Below are 12787 nucleotides of genomic sequence, written 5' to 3' on the forward strand. Positions count from 1 at the left end.
GCCGACCGCTGCGGCCGGCGAGCCGGATCCGCCGTTCTGCACGGCCACGACGTCATGCAGTACCTTGTGGACTACGTCGACCATTGCGGCCATTCCCGGACTTTGTTGCCGATCACGCCGCTATCTGGCGTTGACGCCGGCGTAACAAGTTCGGAATCGAAGCTTCCTAGTGTTGGCCGGTCACACATCCGCGAGCAGACGCGGACGTCTTGGGTGCAGAGGAAGATTCAGTTGAGCGGAAACGCGGCCCGTCTCCAGGCGATCGTCAATGTCGAGGCCTACGAGCCTCCCCCGATCAGCTTCGATCCAGGCGAGGCGCCGGGCGAGATCTTCGGATCGAACGTCTTCACCCTGGCGGAGATGCGGTTGCGGTTGCCGAAGTCGGTCTACAAGTCGGTCGTCGCGACCGTCGAGAAGGGTGCGAAGCTCGATCCGGCAGTCGCCGACGCCGTCGCCTCGGTGATGAAGGACTGGGCGCTGTCGAAGGGCGCGACCCACTACGCACACGTCTTCTACCCCATGACTGGGCTGACCGCCGAGAAGCACGACAGCTTCCTGGAGCCGGTGGGTGACGGCGCGACGCTCGCCGAATTCGCGGGCAAGACCCTCATCCAAGGCGAGCCCGACGCGTCCAGCTTCCCGTCGGGCGGTCTGCGTAGCACCTTCGAGGCGCGCGGCTACACCGGATGGGACGTCACCAGCCCGGCCTACATCCTGGAGAACCCGAACGGCAACACGCTGTGCATCCCGACGGTGTTCGTCTCGATGACCGGTGAGGCGCTGGACTACAAGACGCCGCTGCTGCGTAGCCAGCAGGCCATGGGCGCCCAGGCCGAGCGCATCCTGAAGCTGTTCGGCCACAAGGATTTCGACCACATCGTGTCGTTCTGCGGGCCCGAGCAGGAGTACTTCCTGGTAGACCGCCACTTCTTCCTGGCTCGCCCCGACCTGATCAACTCGGGTCGTACGCTGTTCGGTGCGAAGCCGCCCAAGGGCCAGGAATTCGACGACCACTACTTCGGCGCCATCCCGGACCGGGTGCTGGCCTTCATGATGGACACCGAGCGTGAGCTGTTCAAGCTCGGCATCCCGGCCAAGACCCGGCACAATGAGGTCGCGCCAGGTCAATTCGAGATCGCGCCGATGTTCGAGCGGGCCAATCTCGCCGCCGACCATCAGCAGCTGTTGATGACAACGTTCCGCAAGATCGCCAAGAAGCACGGCATGGAGTGCCTGTTTCACGAGAAGCCGTTTGCCGGTGTCAACGGTTCGGGCAAGCACGTGAATTTCTCGATGGGCAATGCGCAGTTCGGCAGCCTGCTGGTGCCCGGCGACACCCCCCACGAGAACGCGCAGTTCCTGGTGTTCTGCGCGGCGGTCATCCGGGCGGTGCACAAGTACGGCGGCCTGCTGCGGGTCTCGGTGGCCTCTGCCACCAACGATCACCGGCTGGGCGCCAACGAGGCTCCGCCGGCCATCATCTCGATCTTCCTCGGCGATCAGCTGGCCGACGTGTTCGAGCAGATCGCCAAGGGGGCGGCCACGTCGTCAAAGGGCAAGGGCACCATGATCATCGGTGTCGACACGCTGCCCGAGCTGCCGACCGACCCGGGTGACCGCAACCGCACCAGCCCATTCGCGTTCACCGGCAACCGCTTCGAGTTCCGCGCTCCGGGCTCGGGGCAGACGATCAACGTGCCGATGATCATCCTCAACACGATCATGGCCGACTCGCTCGACTATATGGCCACCGTGCTGGACGGGGCCGTCGCCGACGGCGAGAACTTCGACCAGGCCGTGCAGAAACTGCTGACCGAGATCATCACCGAGCACGGCGCCGTCGTGTTCAACGGTGACGGCTACTCCGAGAACTGGCAGATCGAAGCGGCCGAGCGCGGCCTGCCGAACCTCAAGACGACGCTCGATGCCATCCCGCAGCTGGTGACGCCGGAGGCGATCGAGGTCTTCGAGAGGTACGGCGTCTTCAACTCGCGCGAGCTGCACAGCCGCAAAGAGGTCCGCTATGAGACCTACGCCCTGACCGTCAATGTCGAGGCCAAGCTGACGCTGGAAATCGGGTCGACGGTGATCCTGCCCGCGGCCATTCGGTACCAGACCGAGCTGGCGCAGAACGTCGCGGCGCTGAAGAAGGCTGGGGTGGCTGCGGACACGACGTTGCTCGAGACTGTGTCCACGCCGATTCCGGAGCTGACTGCGGCGCTGGCAGCACTCAAGACGGCGATCGATGTGCACGGCGGCGATTCTGGCAAGGAAGAGGCCGAGCACGCGGCGAGCCTGCTGCCCTTGATGGACGCCGTGCGTTCGGCCGCTGACACGCTGGAAAGCGTTGTCGCCGATGATCTCTGGCCGCTGCCGACCTACCAGGAGATGCTCTACATACTCTGAGTGTCGTTGCCTTGCCGACGCCGGCGGCCCGAGTTCGCTGACGCCGCTGGAGGTCAGCCGAAATGACGGGCCGAGGGCGATCGTCATGATCACGCCTCGACCCCCTCGACGTCGAGGCCACGTCCGCCGCCGTCCATGCCGACTGGGATGAGGGCCGTTCCCGCGGCGTGGTCGGCTCACCGCACTTCTTCACTGGCGACGGGGGAAGCTGGTTTTGTCCCAGCCTGGCGATCAGCCGCGACGACGTGGGCAACTTCGCGATCGCCTGGAAGCAGGACACGGAGGCATTCGTCGACCGCGTCTTCGGCTGAGCCTGGCCGGCTCATCGGGACCGCCGTGGTCAGCTCGATGAATCTGAGGCCGGCTGGATCTCTTTCCCGATTGAGATTAAATGACGGTGCCCGCGGTACCGTCATCGCGCACGACGGGTTGCCCGGCCTCCCGCCATGCCTTCATCCCTCCGGCCAGGTTGTAGACGGTAACCCCGGCGGCGGCGAGGTTCTTTGCCGCTGAACCGGATCTGTTGCCTGACCGGCACACCGCGACAACGGGCGCGGTGGTGTCGAGGGTGCGCGCGTCGAGGTCGCCAAGGCGTACATGAACCGCGCCGGGTGCATGTCCGGCTGCCCACTCTTCGTCCTCCCGAACGTCGAGCAGGACGGCGCCGGACTCGTCGACAAGCCGCATCGCCCCGACCGGATCGACTTCCAATACGTTCATCACGCTTTACCTTTCACTCGGATCGCAGACCTGATGTCGTCGGCGGGGATCTCCTTGGTGCAGCAGAACCAGTCTCCGCAGTGCAGCCCATCGGCCGGTGTCGCGCCTTTCGCAGTCAGCCGAGACGACAAGCCGATGTCTGGCGAGTGGGGCTAGCCTGCCGTCGCGCGCACGTCGTGGCCGGAGATGAGTCGGCGCAGTGGGCAGAATCCATGTCGGCTGCAGGCGAAGTACATTCCGCCGGCAATGACGGTCAGAGTCGCCGCGGCCACCCCCACGGCCAGGTGGATCTCCTGGGCGAGGATTACTGACGACATCACCAGGACAAACCAGCCGAAGGCCTTGCGCAGCGCATCGGGGTCGATCATGGCGGTGAGTCGGGCACCGATGAAGGCGCCGATGACTGCCGCGGCGGTAACCGCGAGCGCTACCGTCCAGTTGATGTGAACGCTTAACAGGTATCCGCTCAGGCCCGCGAACGACTTCATCGCGATCACGACTAACGACGTGCCGACGGCGATGGGCATCGGCAAGCCACCGAGCAGTGCCAGTGCCGGCACCACAAGGAATCCGCCGCCGGCGCCGACGAGACCGGTCACCAGGCCCACGACGAGACCCTCGGCGACGATCTTGCCGAAGTGCAGCCGATGTGTGCCGTCGGTCGGCACCACGTTCTTTCGTCCGCGCAACATGGCGATGGCGGTGGCGATCATCATCAGGGCGAACCCGATGAGCAGGATCGTTCCCGGAATGAATCGGGCCAGAACGCCGCCGAGGTAGGCCCCGGCCATGCCCGCCCCGCCGAAGATCAGGCCGGTGCGCCATTGCACGCGGCCCGCCTTTGCATGCGACACAGCGCCGACCGCGCTGGTCACGCCGACGACCAGCAACGAGGTGGCAATGGCCTGTTTTGCGTCCATCCCGGCGACGTAGGCCAGTAGCGGTACGGTCAGAATCGATCCGCCGCCTCCGAGCAGGCCAAGGGCGACACCGACGAACACGGCCAGGGCAACTGTCACGATGATCATGTCGGCTATTTCGCCTTCTGGTCAGCGGAGGAACTGATGAGCTGGGCGACGACCGTCTGGGCGTCACAGGTAACGCCGCGGTTGTAGGGCAGCTTCGACAAGGCCATACCCATCGCGCAGGTATTGGTCAGGGATGCGAACGTCAGTCCGCCTCCGATCGCCGCGGCGACCCACTTGAGCTTTGGTGCGGCGAGGCTGCCCAGAACGCTGGTCAGCACGATCGAACCGGCGACGAGTCGGACCTGGCGTTCAAGGTCCCAGCGCTGCGCGCCGCGCCGGACCGCGAACCCCTTCGCCTCCCAGGCCGTGATGCCGCCGTCGAGGATGTGCACGTTGTCCAGACCGGCGGCTCGTAGGGTCTCCTCGGCTTGCGAGGCCCGTTGACCAGAGCGGCATACCAAGACGACGTCTTCGTCAAGGTGGCCGATGATCTCGTCGCGGTGCTCGCGCAGTAGGTCCAGCGGGACGTTATATGCACCGGCGATGTGGACGGTCTCGAATTCGCCCGGGGTTCGGACATCCAGAATCCGCGGCGGCGAAGCCGAGCCGAGGCGGTCGCTGAGGTCCTGCGAGTCGATGGTGGCGGGAGCGGTCATGGAAAGGGTCCTTCCGTCAGGCCGGTGATGGCGAAAGCCCCTAGGCCTTCGATACCACCAGGGGTATACTTAATTTACATGGTAGACATACCCCCATCGGTACTGTCAAGGCCGGAATAAGATACCCCCTAGGGTACCTGATATACCCATAGGGGTACATGCCGGGATGGCATTACCAAGGTTCCAAAGAGAAAGAAGACGACGATGATCCTGCAGCAGTACTACCTGGACTGCCTGTCCCACGCTTCCTATCTGATCGGCGACGAAACCACCGGTCGCGCAGTTGTTGTCGACCCGCAACGCGTCGTGGCCGAGTACGTGAGCGATGCCAAACAGCTCGGTTTGACCATCGAACTGGTCATCGAGACCCACTTTCACGCCGACTTCTTGTCGGGCCACCTCGAGCTGGCGAAGGCGACCGGCGCGAAGATCGTCTACTCCTCGGTCGCCGAGACCGAATTCGAGTCGATGGGTGTCGCCGACGGTGAGCGCTATTCGCTCGGCGACGTGACGCTGGAGTTCCGCCACACCCCGGGGCACACGCCCGAGTCCCTGAGCATCGTGGTCTACGAGCACGCCGACGACACCGTTCCCTACGGTGTGATGACCGGCGACACCCTGTTCATCGGCGACGTTGGCCGCCCCGACCTGTTGGCCTCGATCGGCTTCACCCGTGACGAGCTCGCCGACAAGCTGTACGACTCGCTGCACGACAAGCTGATGACGCTGCCCGACGCCACCCGGGTGTATCCGGCACACGGCGCGGGCTCGGCGTGCGGCAAGAACCTGTCCACCGATCTTTGGTCGACGATGGGTGACCAGAAAGCAACGAACTACGCGCTGCGGGCCCCCGACAAGGCGACCTTCATGAACCTCGTCACAGAGGGGCAGCCACCCGCGCCCGGCTACTTCGTCTACGACGCCATCCTCAACCGCAAGGACCGCGGACTGCTGGACGAGACCGAGATGCCGGCGGCCATGACCTACGAGCAGGTCCGTGCCGCCCTCGACGGCGGAGCCGTCCTGGTGGACGGGCGCACTCCCGAGGAGTTCGCCCAGGGTCATCTGCGTCAGGCGATCAACATCGGACTCGAAGGTCGTTACGCCGAGTTCGCCGGATCAGTGCTCAAGTCCGACGTCGACATCGTGCTGTTCACCGAGCCTGGTCAGGAGCTCGAGGGCAAGAATCGGCTGGCCCGGATTGGCTTCGATCGGGTGATCGGTTACCTGGCCGACCCATATCGGGCGATGTTCGCCCACCAGGACGACGTCCAGGTGGCGTCGCGGTTGACGGCCAAAGCGTTCGACGAGCGGGCGTCGCACATGCGCGACCTGCAGATCGTCGACGTCCGCAACCCGGGCGAGGTCGAGGCCGGGTCCATCCCGAACGCAATCCCGATCGCGGTGGGCCAGCTGCCCGCCCGGCTGGGTGAGCTCGACGCCACCAAGCCGACAGTCGTCTACTGCGCCGGCGGTTACCGGTCGTCGGTCGCGGCCAGCCTGCTGCGCCAGAACGGCTTCACCGACGTCAGCGACATCCTGGGCGGTTACGGCGCCTGGGCCGACGCAGTTCAAAATGCCTGAGCCAGCCAGAACGCTTGAAGATCGAGGAGACCACAGATCATGACCATCAAGGCCAAACACCAGATCCTGATCGTCGGCGGCGGAACCGCCGGCATCACCGTTGCGGCCCGGCTGCTCCGCAAGGGCTACACGGACGTCGCGGTCATCGAGCCGTCGGACAAGCACTACTACCAACCGCTGTGGACGCTCGTCGGCGGCGGACAGGTGAAGGCCTCGACCACCGAGCGCGACGAATCCTCAGTCATGCCCAAGGGGGCGACCTGGATCAAGAACGCCGCCAGTGCCTTTGATCCCGACGCCAACACGGTGACCTGCGCCGACGGGTCGAGCTACGCATACGACGTGCTCGTCGTAAGCCCGGGCATCCAGCTCGACTGGAACCGCACCGAGGGCCTGGAGGATGCCCTGGGCCGCGGCGGGGTGTCGTCGAACTACCGGTTCGACCTCGCGCCGCGCACCTGGGACTTCATCCGCAATCTTCGGTCGGGCACCGCTGTGTTCACGGTTCCCTCCGGCGCGATCAAGTGCGCCGGAGCGCCGCAGAAGATCGCCTACCTGGCATCGGACTACTGGCGCAAGCAGGGTGTGCTCAAAGACATCGACGTCCACCTGGTGATGCCGGGGGCGCGGCCGTTCGGGATTCCGGCGATCGCGGACAGCCTCGACAAGGTCATCGCCGACTACGGCATCACCTTGCACACCAATTCCGAGGTGACGTCCGTCGACGCGACATCGCATAAGGTCGGCATCACCAGTGTCGCCGCAGGCGGGACCGACGCCATGCTGCCCTACGACGTATTGCACGCCGTGCCGCGGCAGTCGGCGCCGGACTGGATCAAGTCCAGCCCGCTGTCGACCGGTGATGCAATGGGCTACGTCGACATCGACAAGCACACCATGCAGCACGTGCGGTACCCGAATGTGTTCAGCCTGGGTGACGCCGGTTCCTCGCCGAACTCGAAGACCGGTGCCGCGATCCGCAAACAGGCGCCCGTGGTCGTCGACAACATCGACGCGTTCCTGAATAAGCGACCACTGCGCGCGTCATACGACGGTTACTCGTCGTGCCCGATCACCACCTCGTCGCACGCGATGCTGCTTGCCGAGTTCGACTACGACCTGCAGCTAGAACCCACGTTCCCACTGCTCAATCCGACCACGCCGCACCGCGCATATTGGTACTTGAAGAAATACGGGCTCCCATTCATGTACTGGAACCTGATGCTCAAGGGATTGGCTTAGCAATTCGATTGCAGCACGATGTGATGCGTTCGGTGCCCGTGAGTCAGCGGTGCCGGTCTTACGGCCATCGGCAGACATCTACCCCAATCGGTCCTGCTGATCGGCTTCGCCGTGGTGATGGTGGTCGCAGGGATCCGATTGCTCCAGGACAACGGCGACACCGGCACTGCATGCAAGGTCGGCGATTCCGGCATCAAGTTGGCGTCACTGTGCCCGGAGATCCATCCCCGCCGGGTTCCTCGTCGGTTTGCTCACCGGGCTGTTCGGTGTCGGTGGGGAACCTGCCCGGCTGAACTCGCCGAGTCGTTGAAACGAGGAATTCCCGACTAGCATCTCGCGCCGACGGCGACGATGGATGCGCCGACGGTGATGAGGAGACAATTCGTGCCAGAACAGCGCGCCGACCTCGTCGCCGGCGTGACCGTGCTGGGCAATCTGGCCATCGACGTGATCAACGGCGGGCCGAAGACCCCCGGCGGGTGCGCGTCGTTCTCCGGCGTGGCCATGGAGGCTGCGGGCGCACCGGGCGGCATCGTCGCGCTGGCCGCCGCTGACGACCGGCCGTTGTTCGACCCGCTGCTCGACCGGTTCGGGTCGATGATCCGGATCCTGACGGCGGACTGCACGAGCTCGTTCCGGTTGGACTACGAGGATGTGGATCACCGAAGGATGTCGGTGGAGGCCATCGGCCCGGTGTGGGGCGCAGCCGAGGTCGAAGCCGCGGCTCCCACGACGACGTGGGTGCACCTCGCGCCGCTGCTGCGTACCGACTTTCCCGCCCAGACGCTGGCTCTTCTGGCGCAGCGAGGCCACCGGGTCGCCTACGACGGCCAGGGCCTGGTCCGCGCCGACCAGCTTGGGCCGCTGGTCGTGCACCGCCACTACCCGCCGGAGCTGCTGGCAAACCTCAGCATCCTGAAGCTGGCCGAGGACGAGGCCATCATCGTCGCCGACGGACCGTTCGACGAAGCGACCGCGGCCCGCCTCGGGGTGCCCGAGATTCTGGTGACCTACGGATCCGAGGGGTGCGACATCTATACCGGGGACACCTGCGTGCGAGTGCCGGCCGCCTGGCGGGTGGAGGGTGTCCAAACCACCGGGGCCGGTGACATGTTCACCACCTGTTATGTGGCAAATCGCGCGGCGGGCGCCGATCCTCGCGCCGCAGCCAAAGAGGCCAGTGAACTCGTCGCCGGTGAACTGGAGAAACGACTGGGGGTGCGCCGGTAACTGAGAGCTACCCGCGAGTAGCAAATCTCTTAGAGATTCCCGTTCTCGACAAGTGATGAACGACACACTTTTGTCTCACCGATTGCTGAATCACGGCTGTGAGCTGCATCTTCGTGCGACCCGTTGCGGCGTGTCAACGTCGAACGCCGGTATAGCTTGCCTAAGAAAGTGCAATAATCGGTACTGCGAGTGACAGCAATCGAACCTGGCTGTGCGACTCCGGCGGCGCGTCCACACGTCTGCGACACGGAATCGGCTACCGAAAACAGACGAAAGGCGGGCACGTGGGTCCGAACGGCAACGGAGCTACGGGTAACCGACAAAAACTCGAAAAGGTCGTTATCCGCTTCGCGGGTGACTCCGGTGACGGTATGCAACTCACCGGCGACCGATTCACCACCGAAGCCGCGCTGTTCGGCAATGACCTTGCGACACAACCGAATTACCCCGCCGAGATCCGCGCGCCACAGGGCACGCTGCCCGGTGTGTCGTCGTTCCAGATCCAGATCGCCGACTACGACATCCTGACCGCCGGGGATCGCCCCGATGTCCTGGTCGCGATGAACCCAGCGGCGCTGAAGGCCAACCTGGCCGACCTGCCGCGCGGCGGCCTGGTGATCGCGAACTCCGACGAGTTCACCAAGCGCAACCTGGCCAAGGTCGGCTACGAGACCAATCCGCTGGAGACCGAGGAACTCGCCGAGTTCGTCGTCCACGCCATCCCGATGACCACCCTGACGCTGGGTGCCGTCGAGGAGATCGGCGCATCCAAGAAGGACGGACAGCGGGCGAAGAACATGTTCGCGCTCGGTCTGCTGTCCTGGATGTACGGCCGGCCGGTCGAGACCAGCGAGACGTTCATCCGGGAAAAGTTCGCCCGCAAGCCCGATGTCGCCGAAGCCAACGTCCTGGCCCTGAGAGCCGGCTGGAACTACGGCGAGACCACCGAGGCGTTCGGCACCACCTACGAGGTCGCGCCGGCCAAGCTCGAGCCTGGCGAGTACCGGCAGATCTCGGGCAACACCGCGCTGGCATACGGCGTGATCGCCGCCGGCCAGCTCGCCGACATCCAGGTGATCCTGGGCAGCTACCCGATCACCCCGGCCTCGGACATCCTGCACGAGCTGTCCAAGCACAAGAATTTCAACGTCCTGACCTTCCAGGCCGAGGACGAGATCGCCGGTATCGGCGCCGCGATCGGCGCCTCCTACGGCGGCGCGCTGGGCGTGACGAGCACGTCGGGCCCGGGTGTCTCGCTGAAGTCCGAGGCCATCGGCCTCGCCGTGATGACCGAGCTTCCGCTGCTGGTGATCGACGTCCAGCGCGGTGGCCCGTCGACGGGGCTTCCCACCAAGACCGAACAGGCCGACCTGCTGCAGGCGATGTTCGGCCGCAACGGCGAGTCGCCGGTGCCGGTGCTGGCCGCCCGGTCGCCCTCGGACTGCTTCGAGGTGGCCATCGAGGCCGCGCGTATCGCGCTGACCTACCGCACACCGGTGATCCTGCTGTCCGACGGCGCGATCGCCAACGGCTCGGAGCCGTGGCGCATCCCCGGGGTCGGCAGCTTCGAGCCGATCGAGACCAACCTGGCCCGACCCGGTGAGGACTTCGCGCCCTACAACCGCGACCCGGAGACCCTGGCCCGCCAGTTCGCCATCCCCGGCACGCCGGGACTGGAGCACCGCATCGGTGGTCTGGAGTCGGCCAACGGCTCGGGCAACATCTCCTACGAGCCGGCCAACCACGACCTGATGGTCCGGTTGCGGCAGGCCAAGATCGACGGCATCGCGGTGCCCGACCTCGAGGTCGACGACCCGACCGGCGACGCCGAGTTGCTGCTGCTCGGATGGGGCAGCTCGTTCGGCCCGATCGGGGAGGCGTGCCGCCGAGCCCGCCGGCGCGGCATCAAGGTCGCCCACGCCCAGCTGCGCCACCTCAACCCGTTCCCGGCCAACCTCGGCGAGGTGCTGCGGCGCTACCCGAAGGTGGTCGTACCGGAGATGAATCTGGGCCAGCTGGCGCTGCTGCTGCGCGGCAAGTATCTGGTCGACGTCCAGTCCGTGACCAAGGTGCACGGCATGGCGTTCCTGGCTGACGAGGTGGCGGGCATCATCGACAGTGCCCTCGATGGAACGTTGAGTGAGAAGGAAAGCGACAAGGCCAAGTTCGCCAGGCTGGCGGCGGCTACCGCGGGAGTGAGCGCATGATTGATCTGATCGGAGCGGATCTGCTGGCACCGGTGTCCAAGATCGCCGGAGTACCGACCGCCGACGAGCCGCAGAAGGCCAAGGACTTCACCACCGACCAGGAGGTCCGCTGGTGCCCCGGCTGCGGTGACTACGTCATCCTCAACACCATCCGCAACTTCCTGCCGGAACTCGGCCTGCGCCGGGAGAACATCGCGTTCGTCAGCGGCATCGGCTGCTCGAGCCGCTTCCCGTATTACCTGGAGAGCTACGGCTTCCACTCGATCCACGGGCGCGCGCCGACCATCGCCACCGGCTTGGCGCTGGCCCGGCCCGACCTGTCGGTCTGGGTCGTCACCGGGGACGGCGACGCCCTGTCGATCGGCGGCAACCACCTGATCCACGCGCTGCGCCGCAACCTCAACATCACGATCCTGCTGTTCAACAACCGGATCTACGGGCTGACCAAGGGTCAGTACTCGCCGACCTCCGAGGTCGGCAAGGTCACCAAGTCCACCCCGATGGGTTCGCTGGACTATCCGTTCAACCCGGTGTCGCTGGCGCTGGGTGCCGAGGCGACCTTCGTCGGGCGGGCGCTGGACTCCGACCGCAAGGGTCTGTCGGAGGTCCTTCGCGCGGCGGCCGAGCACCGCGGTGCCGCACTGGTCGAGATCCTGCAGGACTGCCCGATCTTCAATGACGGCTCCTTCGACGTGCTGCGCAAGGAGGGCGCCGAGGAGCGGGTCATCAATGTCCACCAGGGAGAGCCGGTCACTTTCGGGGTCAACGGAGAGTACTGCGTCGTCAAGAGCGGATTCGGCCTCGACCTCGCGAAGACCGCGGACGTGTCGGCCGCGGACATCGTGGTTCACGACGCGCAGATCGACGACCCGGCCTACGCCTTCGCCCTGTCGCGGCTCAGTGACCAGAACCTCGAGCACACCGTGATGGGTATCTTCCGCCAGGTCCACCGCCCGACCTACGACGACGCTGCCCGTGATCAGGTCCGTCTGGCGCGGGAAGCCACCCCGCACGACCGGCACGCGTTGCAGTCGCTGCTGCGCGGCCGCGACACCTGGACCGTGGACTAGCCGGGCCGTGAGCTCACTCGCTCCGCTGGCCGCCGTGGTGTTGGCCGGCGGTGCGTCGCGCCGGATGGGCCGGGACAAGGCCACGCTGGCACACCCCGAGTCGTCGACCACGATGGTCGAGTACACCGTTGACGTGCTGCGTTCTCGGTGCTCCCCGGTGTTCGTGATCGCCGCACCCGGCCAGGCACTTCCGTCGGTGCAGGCGGAGGTGATTAGGGACGAGGTTCGCGGCGTCGGCCCGCTGCTGGCCACCGGCCGCGGACTTCGAGCGGCAGCGGCGGCCGGGCTGGAACGGGCCTTCGTCAGTGCCGTGGACATGCCGTATCTGTCGGTCGAGGTCATCGACGCCCTGGCCGACTACGAGGGTGTCGACATCGTGCTGCCGTGGGATGGCCGGGATCACTACCTGGCCGGGATCTACCGGACCGAGTTGGCCGACCCCATCGACGCGCTGGTGTCCGCCGGCGAACGCAGCATGCGGGCGCTGACCGAAACGGTGGTCACGCAACGCGTCGTCGTGCCGTTCAAGCGGGAGCTGGCAAATATCAATTCCCCCGAAGATCTGGCACAGCAAATAGTCGGATAAACCGGTGCTCCAATTATTCCAACGTCAATAACGATTTGATAATGGCGTCATTGTCGTGATCTCCCGGACTCGTCCGCGAGCGGGCCGAGAACGGGGCGGGCTCTGTGCGTTCGCGGGG

At 65.6% G+C, this 12787-nt stretch carries 11 protein-coding genes and 1 pseudogene; 9 read left to right on the top strand and 3 right to left on the bottom strand.

Annotated elements, in window-relative coordinates; translation table 11 throughout:
- Positions 1 to 231 precede the first annotated feature (231 nt).
- Both K9U37_RS09905 and K9U37_RS09910 read left to right on the top strand, forming a co-directional pair.
- Positions 232 to 2406: a glutamine synthetase III family protein gene (locus tag K9U37_RS09905; protein WP_243071541.1), complete on the top strand. Its 2175-nt coding sequence runs from the start codon at positions 232 to 234 to the stop codon at positions 2404 to 2406.
- 167 nt (positions 2407 to 2573) lie between these two features.
- Positions 2574 to 2717, top strand: coding sequence for a hypothetical protein (locus K9U37_RS09910; RefSeq protein ID WP_243071542.1), 144 nt, complete (start codon positions 2574 to 2576; stop codon positions 2715 to 2717).
- A 76-nt stretch (positions 2718 to 2793) separates the two neighbouring features.
- Here K9U37_RS09910 and K9U37_RS09915 read toward each other — a convergent pair whose 3' ends face one another.
- The 3 genes from K9U37_RS09915 to K9U37_RS09925 form a co-directional block, all read right to left on the bottom strand.
- Positions 2794 to 3126, bottom strand: a complete 333-nt coding sequence (locus tag K9U37_RS09915; protein WP_243071543.1) for a rhodanese-like domain-containing protein — start codon at positions 3124 to 3126, stop codon at positions 2794 to 2796.
- A gap of 152 nt (positions 3127 to 3278) precedes the next feature.
- Positions 3279 to 4154 carry a sulfite exporter TauE/SafE family protein gene (locus tag K9U37_RS09920; RefSeq protein WP_243071544.1) on the bottom strand — a complete coding sequence of 292 codons (876 nt, stop codon included), beginning with the start codon at positions 4152 to 4154 and terminating at the stop codon, positions 3279 to 3281.
- A 5-nt stretch (positions 4155 to 4159) separates the two neighbouring features.
- Positions 4160 to 4750, bottom strand: coding sequence for a rhodanese-like domain-containing protein (locus tag K9U37_RS09925; protein WP_243071545.1), 591 nt, complete (start codon positions 4748 to 4750; stop codon positions 4160 to 4162).
- 204 nt (positions 4751 to 4954) lie between these two features.
- Between K9U37_RS09925 and K9U37_RS09930 the strand changes: the two genes are divergently transcribed.
- The 7 genes and pseudogenes from K9U37_RS09930 (at position 4955) to mobA (ending at position 12669) form a co-directional block, all read left to right on the top strand.
- Positions 4955 to 6334, top strand: a complete 1380-nt coding sequence (locus K9U37_RS09930) for an MBL fold metallo-hydrolase (protein ID WP_243071546.1) — start codon at positions 4955 to 4957, stop codon at positions 6332 to 6334.
- Positions 6335 to 6373: 39 nt separating this feature from the next.
- Positions 6374 to 7576 (top strand): NAD(P)/FAD-dependent oxidoreductase, encoded by a 1203-nt coding sequence (locus tag K9U37_RS09935; RefSeq protein ID WP_243071547.1) that lies wholly within the window; start codon positions 6374 to 6376, stop codon positions 7574 to 7576.
- Positions 7577 to 7636: 60 nt separating this feature from the next.
- Positions 7637 to 7853: pseudogene (locus K9U37_RS09940) on the top strand (sulfite exporter TauE/SafE family protein); the annotation flags it as partial.
- Between the two features lie 107 nt (positions 7854 to 7960).
- Positions 7961 to 8806: a PfkB family carbohydrate kinase gene (locus K9U37_RS09945; protein ID WP_372489489.1), complete on the top strand. Its 846-nt coding sequence runs from the start codon at positions 7961 to 7963 to the stop codon at positions 8804 to 8806.
- Positions 8807 to 9090: 284 nt separating this feature from the next.
- Positions 9091 to 11013 (top strand): 2-oxoacid:acceptor oxidoreductase subunit alpha, encoded by a 1923-nt coding sequence (locus K9U37_RS09950; RefSeq protein ID WP_243071548.1) that lies wholly within the window; start codon positions 9091 to 9093, stop codon positions 11011 to 11013.
- Positions 11010 to 12083 carry a 2-oxoacid:ferredoxin oxidoreductase subunit beta gene (locus K9U37_RS09955; RefSeq protein ID WP_243071549.1) on the top strand — a complete coding sequence of 358 codons (1074 nt, stop codon included), beginning with the start codon at positions 11010 to 11012 and terminating at the stop codon, positions 12081 to 12083. The genes K9U37_RS09950 and K9U37_RS09955 overlap by 4 nt, the downstream gene beginning before the upstream one ends.
- A 7-nt stretch (positions 12084 to 12090) precedes the next feature.
- Positions 12091 to 12669: a molybdenum cofactor guanylyltransferase gene (gene mobA, locus K9U37_RS09960; protein ID WP_243071550.1), complete on the top strand. Its 579-nt coding sequence runs from the start codon at positions 12091 to 12093 to the stop codon at positions 12667 to 12669.
- Positions 12670 to 12787 lie beyond the last annotated feature (118 nt).

It is taken from the genome of Candidatus Mycolicibacterium alkanivorans, from assembly GCF_022760805.1.
Taxonomy (GTDB): Bacteria; Actinomycetota; Actinomycetes; order Mycobacteriales; family Mycobacteriaceae; genus Mycobacterium; species Mycobacterium alkanivorans.

Bases quoted from the DNA above. Each gene is read 5' to 3' on its own strand.
- K9U37_RS09935 (WP_243071547.1), top strand. From the start codon at position 6,374: ATGACCATCAAGGCCAAACACCAGATCCTGATCGTCGGCGGCGGAACC.
- K9U37_RS09930 (WP_243071546.1), top strand. From the start codon at position 4,955: ATGATCCTGCAGCAGTACTACCTGGACTGCCTGTCCCACGCTTCCTAT.
- K9U37_RS09925 (WP_243071545.1), bottom strand. From the start codon at position 4,750: ATGACCGCTCCCGCCACCATCGACTCGCAGGACCTCAGCGACCGCCTC.
- K9U37_RS09955 (WP_243071549.1), top strand. From the start codon at position 11,010: ATGATTGATCTGATCGGAGCGGATCTGCTGGCACCGGTGTCCAAGATC.
- K9U37_RS09920 (WP_243071544.1), bottom strand. From the start codon at position 4,154: ATGATCATCGTGACAGTTGCCCTGGCCGTGTTCGTCGGTGTCGCCCTT.
- K9U37_RS09915 (WP_243071543.1), bottom strand. From the start codon at position 3,126: ATGAACGTATTGGAAGTCGATCCGGTCGGGGCGATGCGGCTTGTCGAC.